This window comes from Marinobacterium sp. xm-a-127 (assembly GCF_013283425.1).
GTDB lineage: Bacteria > Pseudomonadota > Gammaproteobacteria > Pseudomonadales > Balneatricaceae > Marinobacterium_E.
In genome coordinates this window covers 157,265-175,603 of the sequence record NZ_WBYH01000004.1, presented here as the reverse complement: position 1 = coordinate 175,603, position 18,339 = coordinate 157,265, and the positions used below count along the sequence as shown (strand labels likewise).

Below are 18,339 nucleotides of genomic sequence, written 5' to 3'. Positions count from 1 at the left end.
GTGTCTGTAGATCAAAAAACTTTAGCAGTATCGGGTGTTCAACAGTTAACACCTTACCAACCAGGGAAGCCCATCGAAGAGCTTGAGCGTGAGCTGGGGATTACTGAGTCGATCAAACTGGCCAGTAATGAAAACCCTTTGGGCCCAAGCTCTATCGCACTTAAAGCAGCTATTGATAGTCTACAAGATGCAACGCTCTACCCTGATGCGTCGGGAACAGAGCTAAAACGCACCTTGAAGGCTCATTATGGGCTAGCAGAGGATCGTTTAACCCTGGGTAATGGATCCAATGATCTACTCGAGTTGATCGCAAGAGTATTTGTTCGCCCTGACGATGAAGTGATCTACTCGGAGTACGCTTTTATTGTCTATCCGCTGGTGACACAGGCCTGTTGTGCCGTTTCCGTGGTTACCCCAGCCAAAAAGTATGGGCACGATCTAGACGCTATGGCTAATGCCATTACTGACAAGACGCGTCTTATCTTCTTAGCCAATCCCAATAACCCAACCGGCACGGTCTTCTCTGAAGACGAGTTTCGCGCGTTCATGGCTCGTGTGCCTGAGCAGGTTATAGTGGTTTTGGATGAGGCTTACACCGAATATTTAACGGCCGAACGTATGCCGAACGGACTGTTGCTAGCTGATGAGTTCGATAATTTAATCGTAACTCGAACTTTTTCCAAAGCCTGGGGCTTAGCAGGGCTTCGTTGTGGTTTTGCTTATGCTTCAGTCGCCGTTACCGATCTGTTAAACCGTGTTCGTCAGCCATTTAATGTCAGTATTGCGGCATTGGCAGCAGCTCAAGCGGTTCTTTCGGATTCTGAATACCTGAAGAGAAGCCAAGAGGTAAATCAGCAGGGCCTTAAACAGATATCCGAAGGGCTCAATGAATTGGGTGTCAGCTATGTTCCTAGTCAGGGCAACTTTGTCTTGATCGATTTGCAGCAGCCTGCCATGCCGATCTACCAATCCATGTTATTGAAGGGTGTCATTACGCGCCCAGTTGGCAATTACGGACTGCCTAATCATCTTCGGGTTAGTATCGGTCTTGAGCATGAAAACGCTCGCTTCTTGAAAGCCCTAGCTGAGGCGCTTGCTTAATGTCGTTTAAAGCTGAACGCCTATTAGTCATTGGACTGGGTCTGATCGGCGGCTCTTTTGCGCGTGCTGCAAAAGAGTTGGTTAGCGTTCAGCATGTGATCGGTTTCGATCTCAATCAAGAGGAGTGCGACCTAGCGTTGGCTCTCAATGTGGTTGATAGCATCGCAACGGATCTTGAAACAGCGGTAAAACAGTCTGATCTCATTCTATTGGCTGTTCCGGTCAAAGCGATAGAGAAGGTGATGCTGCAGATCGCTCCTTGGCTGAAGCCTGAGGCGATCTTAACCGACGTTGGCAGTACAAAGCTGAACATTCTTGAAGCGGCTAAAGCTATTTGGCCTGAGGGTCTGCCAACAGGATTTATACCTGGCCACCCGATAGCGGGCGCAGAGAAAAGTGGTGTATCGGCATCGCAAACGGATCTCTTCAATCATAAAAAAGTGATTCTGACGCCTCCTGAGGGGGCCTCTAGCGAAGCGACGCTAACTCTAGCTCGAGTCTGGCAGGCAATTGGTGCTGAAGTGGTTCAAATGGAGCCTAAGCGTCATGATCAGGTCTTAGCGGCGACCAGCCATTTACCTCATCTCTTAGCTTTTTCACTCGCAGATACCTTAGCAGCAGAAGCTGAGAGTACCGATATCTTTCGTTATGCGGCCGGTGGCTTTAGAGACTTTACCCGAATTGCAGCCAGTGATCCGACCATGTGGCATGACGTCTGTTTCGCCAACCGTGAGCAGTTGCTAGAGCAGATAGATCGCTTTATGACGGGTGTGCAAGATCTAAGAGCTGCTGTTGATCAGGGTGACAGTCTACGCTTATTGGGCATTTTTACCCGTGCTAAAGCCTCCCGTGAACATTTCTCTTTGGTATTAGAGCGTGCTGGCTATGCTGAGCTCAGAGGTGATGCCATTGATACGCTGGTCTCATCTCCCACGGCTAAGTTGAGCGGTGAGTTACGAGTGCCCGGCGATCGTTCAATCTCGCAACGCGCCATTATGTTGGCAGCGATTGCCGAGGGTGTCTCCGAGATCGAGGGGTTAATTGAGAGTGAAGATACTCTAGCAACGATTCAGATCTTCCGTGATTTGGGCGTGGTTATCGAAGGTCCACACCAAGGTAGAGTAAGAGTGTTTGGTGTGGGTCTAAATGGACTGCAAGCGCCGTCAGCGCCTCTCTATTTTGGTAGCTCAATGACCTCGTTAAGAATGTTGTTAGGTCTACTCTCTGCTCAAGACTTCGATGTGAGGTTAACGGGCAGTGAGCAGTTATCCAAGATCTCGCTGCAAGAGATTATCGATCCACTGACACAGATGGGTGCCTCCATCGACAGTAATACAGGCTCGCTGCCAATCACTATTAAGGGTGGTCAGCGCTTTAAATCGATTACTTATGCGCCAAGTCATGCCAGTGCTCAGATTAAAGGTGCATTATTGTTGGCGGCCATCAGTGCGGGTGTTGAATTAGAGGTTTATGAGCCGAATACGACGCGTGATCACACTGAACGTCTCCTAGATGCCTTTGGTGTTCAATTGGTGAGAGAGGGGCGTCGACTGTTTATCGAGTCGGGCGTTTCGCTAAAAGCCTGTTCGGTTCAGGTACCAGCGGATCTGAGTTTCGCCTTCGCCTTCGCGGTGGGTGCTCTTTTACAACAAGAGTCGAGTCTGGTTATTGAAAATGTCAGTGCGAATCCCACTCGACTTCACTCTTTGCGTCTACTTGAACGCATGGGTGCGCACATTGCGCTGAATAACAATCGTCATGCGGGCGGTGAGCCGGTCGCTGATTTAGAGGTAAAAGCCTCGTTGTTATCAGGTATCGAGTGCCTCTCATCTGAGTTGGCCTCGGTTGGGGATGATCTCCCTCTACTGCTGTTAGCGATGGCGTCTGCTCAGAGTGATTCGACTATATTAGGTATCGATCGAATTCCAGAACGACAGAGAGCCCTATTCAAGACGACAGTGGATGAGTTAAGTAAAGCGGGTGCCGACATCAGTATGTCACATACTGATGTCACTATTTCGCCGGTTTCAGATTGGCGTCCCTGTGAGTTGGAAGCTGCAGAGCACCCAGCACTTGCACTCGCTCTACTGATGTTAAGTTTACGTTTTGATCGTTCCATCCGAATTAACGGATGTCGAGCAATCAGTACCGCCTTTCCTGAACTGATTGATCAGGCGCGAAGGGTCGGTATTAAATTGATTGAGGAGTAGTGGATGGATCCACTCAATAATGAAAATTCATGCCCTATCATTACCGTTGATGGGCCAAGTGGTTCAGGTAAAGGTACGATCTGTCGATTGCTGTCGCAGGAGCTTGGTTGGAGCTTGTTGGATAGCGGGGCTTTGTATCGCCTGACGGCTTTGGCTGCGAACCATCATGGTGTTGATCTTAGTGATGTAGAGGCACTGCAGGTGTTGGCTGAGCATCTCGATGTGCGCTTTGTTGCCTCTGAACAGGGCGATGAGGTGACTATTTTACTTGAAGGTGAAGAGGTCACTCATGCTATTCGTGCGGAGCAGATAGGTAACGATGCCTCTAAAGTGGCCGCTATTACTGAAGTGCGCTCTGCACTGTTGAAACGTCAACGCGATTTTGCTCAATCCCCCGGCTTGGTGGCCGATGGACGTGATATGGGAACCGTTGTATTTCCTCAGGCACCGTTGAAGATCTACTTGGATGCCTCCGCAGAGGTTCGCGCGGATCGTCGTTATAAGCAGTTGATAGATAAGGGGCTGAGTGCTAGCCTTGAAACTATATTAGAAGATATTCGTGCGCGAGATGATCGTGACATGAACCGTTCGGTTGCGCCACTTCGCCCAGCCGATGATGCCGTGATTCTCGATAGTACATCTATGTCTATCGATGAAGTTATGAAAACTGTGCTAGAACAAGCACGCCACAAAGGGTTGCGTTAGCACTCCGTAAACTGAGGCTTAGACCATGAGCGAAAGCTTTGCAGATCTGTTTGAAGAGAGTCTTGAACAGGTCAATATGACACCAGGTTCCATCATTACTGGAACCGTAGTAGGTATTGAAAATGACTTTGTTGTTGTAACAGCGGGTCTTAAGTCAGATGGGGTTATTCCCATCGATCAGTTTAAAAACGGTGCAGGTGAGCTTGAAGTCGCTGTTGGTGATGAAGTGCAAGTGGCGCTTGAATCCCTAGAAGATGGCTTCGGTGAAACCAAACTTTCGCGTGAACGTGCCAAGCGTGCAGAAGCATGGGCTGTTCTTGCAAAAGCGTATGAAGCTGGCGAGACGGTTACTGGTCGCATCAGTGGTCGTGTCCGTGGCGGCCTAACGGTTATGGTTAACGGCATCAACGCCTTCCTACCGGGTTCTTTGGTAGATACTCGCCCACTGCGCGATACCAGCCATCTTGATGATCAAGATCTAGAGCTTAAAATTGTTAAACTCGATGAGAAGAGCAACAACATTGTTGTGTCACGCCGTGCGATTCTAGAAGAGGCCAACAGCGAAGAGCGCGAGAAGCTGCTTGAGCAGATGGAAGAGGGCGCAACGCTTAAAGGTATTGTTAAGAACCTTACTGATTACGGCGCGTTCATTGACCTTGGCGGTATCGATGGTCTTCTTCACATTACCGATATCTCTTGGAAACGTATCAAACACCCAAGTGAAATGCTTAATGTTGGTGATGAGATCGACGTTAAGGTTCTTCGCTACGATCAAGAGCGTAAGCGCGTATCCCTAGGTATGAAGCAGTTGGCTGCAGATCCTTGGACTACGGCTATCGAAAACTATGCTGTGGGTCAGCGCGTTACTGCTAAGGTGACTAAGCTTGCTGACTATGGCTGTTTTGCACAGATCGGTGAGGGCGTGGAGGGTCTAGTTCACGTCTCAGAGATGGATTGGACTAACCGCAATATCCACCCATCTAAAGTTGTTCAGGTTGGCGATGAGGTTGAAGTTCAGATTCTCGATATCGACCAACAGCGCCGCCGTATCTCTCTAGGTATTAAACAGTGCCGCGAAAATCCTTGGAATGCCTTTGCATCGTCAACGAACAAGGGTGACAAAGTTTCTGGTACTGTCCGCTCAATCACTGACTTCGGTATCTTCATCGGCTTAGATGGTGGTGTAGACGGTCTAGTTCACCTGTCTGACATCTCTTGGGATGAGTCTGGCGAAGAGGCCGTTAAACGTTTCAATAAAGGCGATACGGTTGAAGCGGTTATCCAGCAAGTGGATGCAGAGCGTGAACGTATCTCTCTGAGCATTAAAGCACTTGCCTCTGATCCATTTAGCAGCTTTGCTGAAGCGAACGGTAAGGGCTCTAAAGTTACCGGTACGGTTGTAGCAGTGGATGCTCGTCAAGCTGAAATTGAAGTGGCTGAAGGTCTAAACGCTATTTTGAAAGTGGCTGAGTTTGCCCGTGAACGAACTGAAGATCTATCTGCAGAGCTCTCTGTGGGTGATAGTGTTGAAGCGATTGTGATCAATGTTGATCGTCGTAATCGTTCTATCTTCTTGTCAGTTAAAGCGATTGAAGCCAAAGAGCAGCAAGAAGCACTTAAAGCGGTTCAGTCTGCTCCAAAAGATATGGATGTAGGCGCAACGACGATTGGTGATCTCATCAAAGAGCAGATGGGTAAGAAAGAGTGATAGAAAACAGGGTGAGCTTATTACCCTGTTTTCAGTATCGATAGGAAGTGGGTATGACTAAGTCTGAGCTGATCGAACGCCTAATAGACAAACATCCGGAACTCTCTGTGAAAGATGTCGAGTTGGCAGTGAAAATCATGTTAACTCAAATGGCTGATACCTTAGCCGATGGCGAGCGTATTGAGATTCGCGGATTCGGAAGCTTCTCACTTCACTATCGTGCCCCCCGCGTCGGTCGCAACCCAAAAACGGGTGAATCCGTTTCTCTGCCGGCCAAGCATGTACCACACTTTAAGCCTGGCAAAGAGCTGCGCGAGCAAGTGAATGCAAGCTTGAAAGATGAGTATTAAGTTTGAGAGCGATTAAACTTCTTATCACGTCAGCGATTGCTCTGTTGGTTCTTTTAACGGGCATTGTTCTCACCATTCATAATACAACACCGGTCATCATTGATTTGGTCTGGGTGAAGCTACCCGAAGCAAGCCTATCGATCTGGTTGATCATCTCAATGGTTGTCGGCCTGTTAGTCGGTATTCTATTGACCAGTGCACGAGTGCTGACACTGCGTGCTAAATTGCTCAATTCGGCTCGTAAGTTGCGTAATGCTGAGCAACAGATTGAGACGTTGAATCGTGAGGTTCAACGAGGCGCAGAATGAGTGCCAACTCCCCCTACCTAATTTTTCTCTTTCTACTGATTGCCGTTGCCATAGGTTGGTACCTGGGTAATCGACGCCTGAAAAGAAAAGATCGTCGCAATCAAGCACTACCACCAGCCTATCTGTCAGGTCTTGATCACCTCATTGATAACCGAACGGAAGAGGCGATCGAATCGTTCATTCATGCCCTTGAGGTTAACTCTGACAATTTGCCGGCACACATTGCGTTGGCCAAGCTGCTGAGGCGTAAAGGCGATATCGATCGTGCCGTTCAAATTCATGAGCGCATGTTAAAGCGTAAAGATCTCTCAGTTTATGATCGTCAGCGTGTGAAATTGGCCTTAGCACGAGACTTTTTTGCTCTAGGCTTGCTAGATCGTGCAGAAGACGCTGCTGCACCTCTAGCCAAACAGACCGACTATCCAGAATTAAGATATCGCGCCATCGTTCTGCTAATCCGTCTCTATGAGCAAGAGGGTGAGTGGCATCGGGCGCTGCAAAGTGCTGATATTTTGCCAAAGAAAAACCGTATAGAGCTTGTTAATGAGCTCTCACACTATCACTGTGAGCTTGCCCAAAATCACATCTCTAATGGTGAATTAGACCCTGCACTTAAAGAGTTAGAGTTTGCGTTGTCTACCGATGCAAAGTGTTTTCGAGCCAATCTCATCTCAGCTCGAGTATTCATGTTGAAGTCGCAATGGCGTTCGGCGATTAGAGCCTTGCAAAGCATTGCCGATCAAGACCCACTGTTTATACCAGAAACACTCAATCCACTCAGGCGATGTTTTGACGCTTTAGGTGATGAGCTTGGTTTGAGCCAGTATCTAAATGACTTAATGAAGCAGTACCCCTCAACCAGCGTGATGCTTGCCTTGGCTGAGTTGAAAAGAGATAGGGAAGGGGTTTTTGCTGCGGGCCTATTTATCACTGAGGCGTTGAAGAGTCGCCCATCAGTAAAAGGTTTTAACCGCCTAATTGATATGCATATTGAGCATGGCTCATCCAGTGCACGAGAGAGTCTGTTGAATTTGCGGTCGTTGACGCAGCAGCTCGAGATGTCAAAACCGGTCTACCGCTGTGGTCATTGTGGTTATGCAGCACGCAGTTTAGTTTGGCAGTGTCCAAGTTGTAAGCGATGGGGTAGTATCCGCCCAATCCAAGGTTTAGAAGGTGAATAGAGTGTCCATTGAAGATAACAAACGCGTTATTGTTGCCCTAGATTATCCAGAAGCTGATAGCGCCATTGCGATGGCTAAGCAGTTAGATCCTGAGGTCTCTCGTGTCAAAGTGGGTAAGGAGCTATTTACTCGTTGTGGGCCTGATGTGGTTGAACGTCTGCACGCTCTCGGTTTTGAAGTCTTCTTGGATCTTAAGTTTCATGACATCCCCAATACCGTTGCAAAAGCCTGTGGTGTTGCAGCCGAGCTGGGGGTCTGGATGGTTAATGTCCATGCCAGTGGCGGCCGTCGAATGATGGAAGCGGCTCGTGAAGAGGTTGAGAAGCGTAGCCAGGGGCCGCAACGTACCTCCTTGATTGCGGTGACCGTGCTAACGAGTATGGAGCGCAGCGATCTGGCCGAGATGGGTTTGGATATCGATCCCATTGATCAGGTTAAGCGCTTAGCCACATTGACAGAGAGTTCAGGACTTGATGGCGTGGTCTGTTCAGCACAAGAGGCGGCTGCAATCAGAGCTCAAGCCTCCGATCAGTTCCAGCTTGTGACTCCGGGTATTCGCCCAGCGGGTTCTGTAGTCGGTGATCAGCGTCGCATCATGACACCTGCTGAAGCAATCGCTGCAGGTAGCACCTATTTGGTGGTTGGGCGTCCAATAACCGGTGCAGAAGATCCTAAAGCCGCGGCCATTGCGGTGCAGTCAGAAGTAGATTTGGCTTTAGGTTCAAGGTAAACATTTTGAGGTGTCTGGCCTTTAGCCTGACACCACTTTCAAATGACACGCATTACTGGATAACCGCTGTTAAAGTGGTGTCAGGCTGAAGCCAGACACCTTACTGCGAAAAAATATAAATATTTTTTGGTGTTTTTTGATCCATGGTCTAGTGTGAATAGTGAGAGTAAGGATTGCTCTCATTTCAAATAAGACATGGAGGTTCACTATGAACATCAAATCTCTCTCTACACGAGTTCTAGCACCACTCTTCTTTACACTGTTTTCATCGACTGCGATGGCAGGTTATCCGGTTAACATTAATTCAGCAGATGCCGTTGAGCTGGCGGATGCTTTGGATGGGATTGGCCAATCTAAAGCTGAAGCGATTGTTGCTTACCGTGATGCGAATGGTCCGTTTAACTCTGTTGAAGCGCTCACAGCAGTTCGTGGAATAGGTGTCGCCACCGTTGAGAAAAATGTGGAATACATTCTTCTTGAACCGGCTAAACCTATGAGTGAATAACGAATAGTGCTTAGGAGGCTCCAGAGGGGCCTCCTAAACCTGATTAAAGTACGAAGAAGAGTGTGAGAGGAATGAATGCCAGGCTGGCTAAATTTCCGATCAGTACAATAGAAGCAACCGTCTCAGGTTGCTGATTGTAGCGCTCAGCAAACATATAGTTCAGAACCGCCGGTGGCAGTACGCTAAATAACACAATGTAGGCGGTGAACTCTTTAGAGAGACCCATAATCCAAGCAAAGGGTATCGCGAATACTAGGCTGCTTAATGGTGAAAAGATGGCTCCATAGACACCGATCTTCCACTGGCTTAGATCGACACTGATCATCCTTACCCCTAATGCAAACAGCATCAATGGAATCGATATCTGGCCCAACATATCGATGGGTGTAGCCAGCCATGTAGGCAATGGCAATTTGAATAGCGCCCAAGCTAATCCAGCAAAGGTTGATAAGATAATCGGATTCTTAAAAAGCCCTGTGAGTTTGGCGTTCTCATCAACAATATGAATGCCCAGACTGAAGTGCAACAGGTTGCTCACTAAGAACATCACCACAAAAGCGGCAAGGCCGGCATCCCCAAAAGCCAGAAGTGCTAGAGGCAGACCTAGGTTGCCACAGTTGTTGAACATCATTGGCGGAACAAAGGTTTTAGAAGAGATGCCCAGAAGCTTCGCAACCGGTTTCATCACTATTCCTGCACCTAGCACCATGACGATCGACCCTAACGCTAGATCTAAGTGTGCGTACAGATCAAAACTCTTTCCAGCCATAACACTGAATATAAGCGCCGGCAAAAAGATATCCATGTTGATGCGGTTTGCGACTTGTAAGTCGGGATTTGCCTTTCTTGCGTAAAGGTAGCCAGCAGTGACTATGGCAATGATTGGAAATACGGTTGAGAAGACCCGCTCAAGCAGTAATAAAAGATCGGCGCTGGTTGTCATTGAGAGTCCTGACATCAAAAAAATAAGTATGGCAAAGGATACTCCAAATAGACTCAATTTTTCATATAACAAAACGTTACTATTGAATTAAATTGGTTATTTATTTCGCATATGCGTAAAAACTTTCAATTATCCGTAGCAAAAAGAGGGTGTTGTCGTAATAGTGCTACACTTGTCGCTAAAATCTGAAATATCTCTGGACTAAAGTCGAGTGCCTGTGTAGTGTTTTTACATAAATCAAAGCTAGACGCAGATTGACTGCGCTTCAAACGATCAACCAGGTACCTTTTTTACAAGGTCCAAGCGTCAACGGAAATGGCGCAAAAGGGAGAGTACTGTGAACGAAATCATTGAAGATATCGACCCAATTGAAACGGATGAGTGGCTTCAGGCATTAGAGTCAGTTGCGCAACATGAAGGCAGCGATCGAGCGTCTTACCTTCTTAGAAAATTGGGTGCCAAAGCGGCTGAGTTAGGTGTTGAAAACTGTTCAGAGTTGAGCACACCCTATAAAAACACTATAGCGCCACAGAACGAAGCGCCTCTTCCTGGTGATCTATTTATGGAGCGCCGCATCCGTTCCTTCATCCGCTGGAACGCGATGGCGATGGTGATGCGAGCGAATGACAACGATGAGGGACTTGGCGGTCACATCTCTTCATTTTCATCTTCAGCAACACTTTATGATATCGGTTTTAACCACTTCTTCCGTGGTAACGAAGGCGAGCAAGATGCTGATATGGTCTTCTTCCAAGGCCACATCTCACCAGGCATCTATGCACGTGCTTACCTTGAAGGCCGTCTGACTGAAGAGCAGTTAGACAACTTCCGTCGTGAAGTTGATGGTAATGGTCTATCGTCTTACCCACACCCTTGGTTGATGCCTGATTTCTGGCAGTTCCCAACCGTCTCTATGGGTCTAGGTCCAATCCAAGCCATTTACCAGGCACACGTGATGCGTTACATGTCTGCACGTGATTTGGTTAAACGTGGTGATCGTAAAGTTTGGGCATTCCTAGGTGATGGTGAGTGTGATGAACCAGAATCCTTGGGTGCTATCTCACTGGCTGGTCGCGAGCAGTTAGAGAACCTTATCTTCGTTGTTAACTGTAACTTGCAGCGTTTGGATGGTCCGGTTCGTGGTAACGGTAAGATCGTTCAAGAGCTAGAGAGTGTCTTCCGCGGTGCGGGTTGGAACGTCATCAAGTGTCTATGGGGTCGTCACTGGGATCCGCTGTTTGAGCGCGATAAGACGGGTCTACTGCAGAAGCGTATGGACGAAGTGGTCGACGGCGAACTTCAGAACATGAAGGCGAACGGCGGTGCTTACACACGCGAGCACTTCTTTGGTAAATACCCTGAGCTTCTTGAGCTGGTTAAGGATATGTCTGATGACGATATCATGAACCTTAACCGTGGCGGTCATGACCCATACAAAGTGTACGCTGCCTACAAGGCTGCGGTTGAGCACAAAGGTCAGCCAACGGTTATCTTGGCTCAAACTGTAAAAGGTTACGGTACTGGTAAATCGGGTGAAGCGAAAAACGATACTCACTCGATGAAGAAAGTGGCACTGGATGATCTTAAAGATTTCCGTGATCGCTTTAATATTCCAGTTGAAGATGATCAGCTAAAAGAGCTGCCATACTACCGCCCAAGTCCAGATTCACCTGAGATGAAGTACATGTTGGGTGCGCGTAAGAAACTTGGTGGTTTCTACCCAATTCGTCGTACTGAGTTTGAACAGCTTGAAGTGCCTGCTCTGGACACCTTCGCAGGTCAGCTTAAATCGAGTGGCGAACGTTCGCTATCAACACAGATGGCATTTAACCGTGTGCTAAGTTCTATCGTTAAAGATAAGAATCTTGGTGAGCGAGTCGTGCCGATCGTCCCTGATGAAGCACGTACCTTTGGTATGGAAGGTATGTTCCGTCAGTTGGGCATCTACACCTCTGAAGGTCAGAAGTACGTACCGCATGACCATGACCAGATCATGTTCTACAAAGAGAGCAAGTCAGGTCAGATCCTTGAAGAGGGTATCAACGAGTCGGGTGCATTCTCTGCATGGCTGGCTTGTGCAACAGCTTACTCGAATAGTAACTGTACGCTGATTCCGTTCTACATCTTCTACTCAATGTTCGGTTTCCAACGTGTTATGGATCTAACTTGGGCGGCGGGTGACTCACAAGCGCGCGGTTTCTTGATTGGTGCAACCTCAGGTCGTACGACGTTAAATGGTGAAGGTTTGCAACACCAGGACGGTCATTCACACCTGATGGCGCAGATGATTCCAAACTGTATCTCTTACGACCCAACTTACGGCTATGAAGTTGCGGTGATTGTGCAAGACGGCATGCGTCGTTTGTATCAAGAGCAAGAGAATAAGTTCTACTACATCACTACCCTTAATGAGAACTACCAGCATCCTGAGATGCCTGTCGGAGCTGAAGAGGGTATTGTTAAGGGTATCTACCTGCTTGAAGAGGGTAAGAAAGCTGATCTTCGTGTTCAGCTGTTCGGTTGTGGTTCAATCCTTCGTGAAGTGCGCGAAGGTGCCACCATCCTTCGTGAGGAGTTTGGTGTTGAGGCCGATGTCTGGAGCACAACATCGATCAACGAACTGACTCGCGATGCGATGGAAGTGAATCGCTGGAACATGCTTCACCCAGAAGAGCAACCACGTGAGTCGTTCCTAGAGCAATCTTTGAAAGGTCACGAGGGTCCTGTTATCGCTTCTACAGATTACATGCGTATGTATGCTGATCAGCTGCGTGAGTACATTCCACGTCGCTACAAAGTACTGGGTACTGATGGTTTCGGTCGTTCAGATACACGCAGCAAACTGCGTAGCTTCTTCGAAGTTAACCGTTACTACGTCGCTGTAGCAGCGCTTAAAGCACTTCAGGAAGAGGGCAAAATCGAAGCTTCAGTTGTCGCTAGCGCGATTCAGAAGTTCAACATCAACCCGGATAAACCAGCACCTTGGACGGTTTAAGTCGATTGAGAACTTTGAAGAATTCGTAAGGAGATAACTGTGAGTACTATTACTGTAAACATTCCAGATCTCAGCGGCGCAACTGACGTTGATGTGATTGAAGTACTTGTGGCTGCTGGGGATGTGGTCGCTGAGGGCGATAGCCTGATTACACTAGAGACCGATAAAGCCTCTATGGAAGTGCCTTCACCGCAAGCAGGTAAGATTGTGTCGATGGCAATTTCAGAAGGCGACACAGTCAATGAGGGCGATCTGTTAATGGAAATTGAGATTGCCTCTTCTGAGTCTGCACCGGCTGAAGCAGCCGTTGCTGAGCCAGAATCGATTGAGCCAGTCTCTGCGCCTGTAGAGTCGGCTGCTCCAGTGGCGGCTGCGTCGACTATCGAACAGGTTCTAATTCCAGACCTGAGCGGTGCATCTGATGTGGATGTAATCGAGGTGTTGGTCGCTGTCGGTGATGCGGTGTCTGAAGGTGATAGCCTAATCACTCTAGAGACAGACAAGGCTTCTATGGAAGTTCCCTCTCCAGCATCGGGTGTCGTTAAAGCGCTAACGATTGCCGAGGGTGACAAGGTCAATGAAGGCGATCTACTGATCGAGCTTGAAGTAGCCGGTGCAGCTGCGCCAGTATCAGCACCTGTTGAAGCTTCACCTGCTGCGGCACCTGCTGAAGTGTCAGCGCCTGTTGCAGCGGCACCGACAGGCGGCGTTGAGTCTGTATTAATCCCAGATCTAAGTGGTGCATCGGATGTCGATGTGATCGAGGTGTTGGTCAAAGAGGGTGATAGTGTCGCTGAAGGCGATAGCCTGATTACGCTTGAGACCGACAAAGCTTCAATGGAAGTTCCGTCACCAGCGGCTGGTGTCATTAAATCGATGAAGATCAGCGAAGGCGATAAAGTTAACGAAGGTGATCTTCTATTAGAGCTTGAGGTGGTAGGCACTGCTCCTGCAGCAGCTCCTGTTTCTGCACCTGCACCTGCACCAGCGGCTTCAGCGCCTGCTCCAGCGCAGTCAGCAGCACCTGAGAAACCAGCTCCAGTTGCATCAACAACGGATTTAGTGGATCTAGAGAAGCGTAATCGCTCAGTTCATGCTGGTCCTGCCGTTCGCGCCATTGCGCGTGAGTATGGTGTGGATCTCTCCAAAGTAACGGGTTCTGGCCGCAAGGGTCGTATTGTTAAGCAGGATGTTCAAGCCTACGTTAAAGGTGCGCTACAGAAGTTGGATTCAGCTCCTGCTACCGCGGTGACTGGTGGAAGTGGTATACCTGCAATTCCTGCGGTAGATCACAGTAAGTTTGGTGAGATCGAGAAAGTTAAGCTAAGCAAGATCGATAAGATCACCCGTGACAATATGTCTCGCTGCTGGTTGAACATCCCTCATGTGACTCAGTTTGATGATGCTGACATTACCGAACTTGAAGCCTTCCGTAAGGAGATGAAGGATGAAGCGGCTAAGCAGGGTGTGAAACTGACACCACTTCCTTTCTTGATCAAAGCGGCTGCGATTGCACTAACGCGTCATCAGAAGTTTAACGCTTCTCTGGATGCGGATGGTGAGCACATTGTCTACAAGAAGTTTGTAAACATTGGTATTGCGGTTGATACCCCTAACGGTCTGATGGTTCCTGTTATCAAGGATGCAGACAAGAAGAGTATTTACGAGCTCTCTAATGAAGCGATTGAGCTGGCGGGTAAAGCGAAGGATCGTAAGCTCAAGCCAAATGAGATGCAGGGAGCGTGTTTCACAATCTCTAGTCTTGGTGGTATCGGCGGTACAGGTTTCACCCCTATCGTGAATGCGCCTGAAGTGGCTATCCTGGGTGTCTCTAAAGCGGATATCAAGCCGCGTTGGAATGGTAAGGAGTTTGAGCCTCGCTTGATGCTGCCACTCTGCCTGTCGTATGACCACCGTGCGATCAACGGCGGCGATGCGGGTCGATTCCTAACAGATCTTAACGGATTGCTAAGCGATATTCGTCGTTTGGTTTTGTAAGTTAAGAGAACTCACTTATAAAAGCCCTGCACTGCAGGGTTTTTTTTGTTTCAAACTCTCTATTTTTTACAAAGTAAAATGTATTTTGTTATTCGGAATTAGCGATCGTGATACGCTTTAAATTTGGAGGTGCATTATGATTCAAGGGTTTTTAATACTGCTGGCATTTCAGCTGTTGGGTGAGTCGCTGGTTGTTGTATTTGGGTTGCCGCTACCGGGTCCTGTCATCGGTTTGGTTCTGCTGTTGTTTGGTCTGTTAGGGCTCGGCCGTATTCCAGATTCACTTAAAATCACCAGCGATGGATTGCTATCGAATTTAGCGCTTCTGTTCATACCTGCTGGTGTGGGATTGGTGCTGCACTTTGATCTACTGGCCAGCGAGTGGTGGATCATTCTATTGGCTCTATTGATATCGACCATTCTGGCGACAATTGTGACGGCGGCTCTGTTTCAGTGGTTAATGAAGCGGGTAGGGGGTGAGAAGTGATTATAGGAACCGACTTTTGGGTCTACTTTGCTGCCCGACCTCTGATATGGATTGTGTTGACCTTGGCTGTGTTTACCTTGGCGAATTTGCTCTATCAACGTGCAGATCGTTCGCCCATCTTACATCCTGTCTTGATCAGCATGGTTGTCCTGATTCTTATGTTGTTGGTGACCGGAACGCCTTATGAGACCTATTTCTCAGGTGCTCAGTTTATTCACTTCCTACTCGGGCCTGCGACGGTGGCGCTGGCAGTACCGATGTTCCAATATTTTGATGAGATTCGTAGGCTCTGGTTGCCGATATTAGTCTCCAGTGCAGTGGGTGCACTGGTGGCCTCACTCTCTGCAGTTGGTGTGACTTGGCTATTTGATGCTCGATTTGAAACCATGATGTCAGTAGCACCGAAGTCAGTTACCTCGCCTATCGCTTTGGGTATTGCGGAGAAGATTGGAGGGTTACCCTCCTTGGCCGCTGCTTTGGTGTTAGTGACCGGGGTGATGGGTAGTATTTTGGTGCCGATCATTCTTAAGCGAATGCGAGTTGAGGATCAGGCTGTTCGAGGCTTCGTATTGGGTTTGACCTCCCATGGTTTTGGCACGGCCGTAGCGTTGGAGGTGGGTGCAGTAGCCGGTGCTTTTGCTGGCTTGGCGATGGGATTGACCGGTCTATTAACAGCCTTCCTACTACCAATTGTTATCGGCTGAATTTGAAATAGAGAGGCAACAGCAGTAAAGTTCGCGCCGAGATTGAAGGATTAATAGGTCATTATTGCCAATGAGTACTCCACTAGAGCGCTACAAAAAGGATTTGCAGCGCGACGACTTTTCATACGACGCCACTCAAGAGATGGCCGTTGAACACTTGCAGCGACTTCATGATCAGCTAATTGAAGCTGAGAATGCGCCGGCTCCAGGACTTCTGGGTCGTCTTAAGCAAAAAGTGGTGAAAGAGAAGGTGGAGCCGATTAAAGGTCTCTATTTCTGGGGTGGTGTGGGTCGTGGTAAGACCTACTTGATGGATACCTTCTATGACACGCTGCCCTTCGAGAGAAAGATGCGTACGCACTTTCACCGTTTCATGCAGCGAGTCCATGCTGAGCTGAAAGCTTTAGATGGCACTAAAAACCCTTTGGTTACCATCGCTGAGAAGTACTCGAGAGAGACGCGGATTATCTGTTTTGATGAGTTTTTCGTCTCTGATATCACCGACGCGATGATCCTGGGTAGCTTGCTTGAAGAGCTATTTGCCCGCGGCGTCTCTCTGGTTGCGACCTCCAACATCGTGCCTGATGGTCTCTATGAGAATGGTCTACAACGTGCGCGCTTTATGCCAGCCATTGCGTTGCTCAATCAGTACACCGAGGTCGTGAACGTCGACAGTGGTATCGATTACCGTTTAAGAACACTTGAGCAAGCTGAACTCTACCACTGGCCGCTGGATGCCGGTGCTGATGAGTCGCTTGAGAAGAGCTTTAATGGTTTGGCACCAGATCTTGAAGAGTTAGAAGAGAATCTGTCGATTGAGATCAACAACCGCATGTTAACGGCTCGTAAAGCTTGTGAGGATGTGATCTGGTTTGACTTCAGTGCGCTGTGTGAAGGGGCGCGCTCACAAAACGACTACATTGAGTTGGCGAAACTCTACCATGCTGTACTCCTAAGTAATGTTCCACAGCTTGGGCGTACCAATGATGATGCAGCGCGTCGCTTTATCAACCTAGTCGATGAGTTTTATGACAGCGGTGTGAAGTTGATTATCTCAGCCGAAAAGCCCATTCATGAGATCTACACAGAGGGTCGATTGGAGTTTGAGATCGAACGAACCAAATCTCGACTGCTTGAGATGCAGTCGCATGAGTACCTGGCGAGAGAGCATAGAGCGTAAGTTGAAAGCGGGTGACAGGCTGAAGCCAGTCACCGAATGTGCTATCTACAACCTGTCCGTGTCTGGCTTCAGCCTGACACGACCCTATCGGCGGTTTTCCAGAGCTTAAAGCAACGCTTCCAACCACCTAAAAAAATTCAATTTACACTGGTTTTATAAGCATAAATTCCTGTATAATCCGCGCTCCGCGTAATTGCGGAATGGAAGGTTGTGATTACCACACAACGAATAATTATAAGGTAAGTCGGGATCTATCCTCGATTTTGATTCGAGACTTATAGTAGGAAAATACAATGTCATACACTGTTAGCGCTAAGCCAGCCGAAGTAAAACGCGACTGGTACGTTGTTGACGCAGAAGGTAAAACCCTTGGTCGTCTAGCAACTGAAATCGCTCGCCGCCTACGCGGTAAGCATAAAGCGGAATACACTCCGCACGTTGATACTGGCGATTACATCGTCGTTGTTAACGCTGAAAAAGTACACGTTACTGGTAACAAACGTAACGACAAAATGTACTACCGTCACTCTGGTTTCCCGGGTGGTCTTAAAGAAGCAAACTTCAATAAGATGATCCAGACTTTCCCTGAGCGTACGATTGAACTTGCTGTTAAAGGCATGCTGCCAAAAGGCCCTCTAGGTCGTGCGATGTACAGCAAGCTGAAAGTATATGCAGGTACGGAACATCCGCACACTGCTCAGCAGCCTAAAGAATTGAACATCTAAGGGAAAACGAACAATGGCAACTACTCAGTACTACGGCACTGGCCGTCGCAAAACTTCCACTGCCCGCGTTTTCCTACGTCCAGGCACTGGTTCTGTTTCTATCAACAACCGTACTCTTGAGCAGTACTTCGGTCGTGAAACTGCACGTATGATCGTGATGCAGCCACTTCAACTGACTGAAACTGCTGAGAAATTCGACGTATACGTAACGGTTACTGGCGGTGGCGGTTTCGGCCAAGCTGGTGCTATCCGTCACGGTATCACTCGCGCTCTTATGGAGTACGATGAGACTCTACGTCCTACACTTCGTCAAGCTGGTTTCGTTACTCGTGACGCTCGTGAAGTTGAACGTAAGAAAGTGGGTCTACGTAAAGCACGTAAGAAACCACAGTTCTCAAAACGTTAATTCGTTTTCGGCTCTACAGCCACAAAAAAACCCAAGCAATCGCTTGGGTTTTTTTTCGTTATAACCTTATGATTATTTAGTCTCTCTAAACACCCCTGAATAC

Annotated in this window: 17 protein-coding genes; 16 read left to right on the top strand and 1 reads right to left on the bottom strand. The window is 48.2% G+C overall.

Translation table 11 applies throughout. The features are described 5' to 3' along the window. The 9 genes from hisC to XMA127_RS08640 all read left to right on the top strand — a co-directional run bounded on the left by hisC (position 1) and on the right by XMA127_RS08640 (position 8,798). Complete coding sequence (gene hisC, locus XMA127_RS08680) at positions 1-1,101, top strand: histidinol-phosphate transaminase (protein ID WP_173494843.1); 1,101 nt, start codon at positions 1-3, stop codon at positions 1,099-1,101. Further along, complete coding sequence (locus XMA127_RS08675) at positions 1,101-3,311, top strand: prephenate dehydrogenase/arogenate dehydrogenase family protein (RefSeq protein WP_173494844.1); 2,211 nt, start codon at positions 1,101-1,103, stop codon at positions 3,309-3,311. Before hisC ends, XMA127_RS08675 begins: the two co-directional genes overlap by 1 nt. 3 nt (positions 3,312-3,314) lie before the next feature. Continuing rightward, the gene (gene cmk / locus XMA127_RS08670; protein WP_173481313.1) at positions 3,315-4,016 is read left to right on the top strand and encodes a (d)CMP kinase; all 702 of its coding nucleotides are present in this window, start codon (positions 3,315-3,317) and stop codon (positions 4,014-4,016) included. Positions 4,017-4,041: 25 nt separating this feature from the next. After that, complete coding sequence (rpsA, locus tag XMA127_RS08665) at positions 4,042-5,724, top strand: 30S ribosomal protein S1 (RefSeq protein WP_173481312.1); 1,683 nt, start codon at positions 4,042-4,044, stop codon at positions 5,722-5,724. 53 nt (positions 5,725-5,777) lie between these two features. Then, positions 5,778-6,074 (top strand): integration host factor subunit beta, encoded by a 297-nt coding sequence (locus tag XMA127_RS08660; protein WP_173481311.1) that lies wholly within the window; start codon positions 5,778-5,780, stop codon positions 6,072-6,074. Between the two features lie 2 nt (positions 6,075-6,076). Beyond that, positions 6,077-6,382: a LapA family protein gene (locus tag XMA127_RS08655; RefSeq protein WP_173488704.1), complete on the top strand. Its 306-nt coding sequence runs from the start codon at positions 6,077-6,079 to the stop codon at positions 6,380-6,382. Next, a complete protein-coding gene (gene lapB, locus XMA127_RS08650) occupies positions 6,379-7,563 on the top strand; it encodes a lipopolysaccharide assembly protein LapB (RefSeq protein ID WP_173499146.1) in 1,185 nt (394 codons plus the stop codon). Before XMA127_RS08655 ends, lapB begins: the two co-directional genes overlap by 4 nt. A gap of 1 nt (position 7,564) precedes the next feature. Beyond that, positions 7,565-8,293, top strand: a complete 729-nt coding sequence (gene pyrF / locus XMA127_RS08645; protein ID WP_173481308.1) for an orotidine-5'-phosphate decarboxylase — start codon at positions 7,565-7,567, stop codon at positions 8,291-8,293. Between the two features lie 208 nt (positions 8,294-8,501). Next, positions 8,502-8,798 carry a ComEA family DNA-binding protein gene (locus tag XMA127_RS08640; protein WP_173481307.1) on the top strand — a complete coding sequence of 99 codons (297 nt, stop codon included), beginning with the start codon at positions 8,502-8,504 and terminating at the stop codon, positions 8,796-8,798. 43 nt (positions 8,799-8,841) lie between these two features. On the opposite strand, the gene XMA127_RS08635 is transcribed toward XMA127_RS08640, so the two are convergent. Further along, positions 8,842-9,741: an AEC family transporter gene (locus XMA127_RS08635; protein WP_173483077.1), complete on the bottom strand. Its 900-nt coding sequence runs from the start codon at positions 9,739-9,741 to the stop codon at positions 8,842-8,844. A 337-nt stretch (positions 9,742-10,078) separates the two neighbouring features. Between XMA127_RS08635 and aceE the strand changes: the two genes are divergently transcribed. The 7 genes from aceE (at position 10,079) to rpsI (ending at position 18,236) form a co-directional block, all read left to right on the top strand. Beyond that, a complete protein-coding gene (aceE, locus tag XMA127_RS08630) occupies positions 10,079-12,736 on the top strand; it encodes a pyruvate dehydrogenase (acetyl-transferring), homodimeric type (RefSeq protein ID WP_371731528.1) in 2,658 nt (885 codons plus the stop codon). 39 nt (positions 12,737-12,775) lie between these two features. Next, positions 12,776-14,734, top strand: coding sequence for a dihydrolipoyllysine-residue acetyltransferase (gene aceF / locus XMA127_RS08625; RefSeq protein ID WP_173494845.1), 1,959 nt, complete (start codon positions 12,776-12,778; stop codon positions 14,732-14,734). A gap of 136 nt (positions 14,735-14,870) precedes the next feature. Next, positions 14,871-15,221 (top strand): CidA/LrgA family protein, encoded by a 351-nt coding sequence (locus XMA127_RS08620; protein WP_173499145.1) that lies wholly within the window; start codon positions 14,871-14,873, stop codon positions 15,219-15,221. Then, positions 15,218-15,925: an LrgB family protein gene (locus tag XMA127_RS08615; protein WP_173484331.1), complete on the top strand. Its 708-nt coding sequence runs from the start codon at positions 15,218-15,220 to the stop codon at positions 15,923-15,925. Before XMA127_RS08620 ends, XMA127_RS08615 begins: the two co-directional genes overlap by 4 nt. Before the next feature lie 70 nt (positions 15,926-15,995). Further along, positions 15,996-17,105 carry a cell division protein ZapE gene (zapE, locus tag XMA127_RS08610; protein ID WP_173499144.1) on the top strand — a complete coding sequence of 370 codons (1,110 nt, stop codon included), beginning with the start codon at positions 15,996-15,998 and terminating at the stop codon, positions 17,103-17,105. 293 nt (positions 17,106-17,398) lie between these two features. Next, a complete protein-coding gene (gene rplM / locus XMA127_RS08605) occupies positions 17,399-17,830 on the top strand; it encodes a 50S ribosomal protein L13 (protein WP_173481301.1) in 432 nt (143 codons plus the stop codon). Positions 17,831-17,843: 13 nt separating this feature from the next. After that, positions 17,844-18,236 carry a 30S ribosomal protein S9 gene (gene rpsI / locus XMA127_RS08600; protein ID WP_173481300.1) on the top strand — a complete coding sequence of 131 codons (393 nt, stop codon included), beginning with the start codon at positions 17,844-17,846 and terminating at the stop codon, positions 18,234-18,236. Positions 18,237-18,339 lie beyond the last annotated feature (103 nt).

Coding starts and splice junctions, on each gene's coding strand:
- XMA127_RS08620 (WP_173499145.1), top strand. CDS start 14,871: ATGATTCAAGGGTTTTTAATACTGCTGGCATTTCAGCTGTTGGGTGAG.
- rpsI (WP_173481300.1), top strand. CDS start 17,844: ATGGCAACTACTCAGTACTACGGCACTGGCCGTCGCAAAACTTCCACT.
- lapB (WP_173499146.1), top strand. CDS start 6,379: ATGAGTGCCAACTCCCCCTACCTAATTTTTCTCTTTCTACTGATTGCC.
- zapE (WP_173499144.1), top strand. CDS start 15,996: ATGAGTACTCCACTAGAGCGCTACAAAAAGGATTTGCAGCGCGACGAC.
- XMA127_RS08675 (WP_173494844.1), top strand. CDS start 1,101: ATGTCGTTTAAAGCTGAACGCCTATTAGTCATTGGACTGGGTCTGATC.
- rpsA (WP_173481312.1), top strand. CDS start 4,042: ATGAGCGAAAGCTTTGCAGATCTGTTTGAAGAGAGTCTTGAACAGGTC.
- XMA127_RS08660 (WP_173481311.1), top strand. CDS start 5,778: ATGACTAAGTCTGAGCTGATCGAACGCCTAATAGACAAACATCCGGAA.
- rplM (WP_173481301.1), top strand. CDS start 17,399: ATGTCATACACTGTTAGCGCTAAGCCAGCCGAAGTAAAACGCGACTGG.
- XMA127_RS08635 (WP_173483077.1), bottom strand. CDS start 9,741: ATGACAACCAGCGCCGATCTTTTATTACTGCTTGAGCGGGTCTTCTCA.
- cmk (WP_173481313.1), top strand. CDS start 3,315: ATGGATCCACTCAATAATGAAAATTCATGCCCTATCATTACCGTTGAT.
- XMA127_RS08640 (WP_173481307.1), top strand. CDS start 8,502: ATGAACATCAAATCTCTCTCTACACGAGTTCTAGCACCACTCTTCTTT.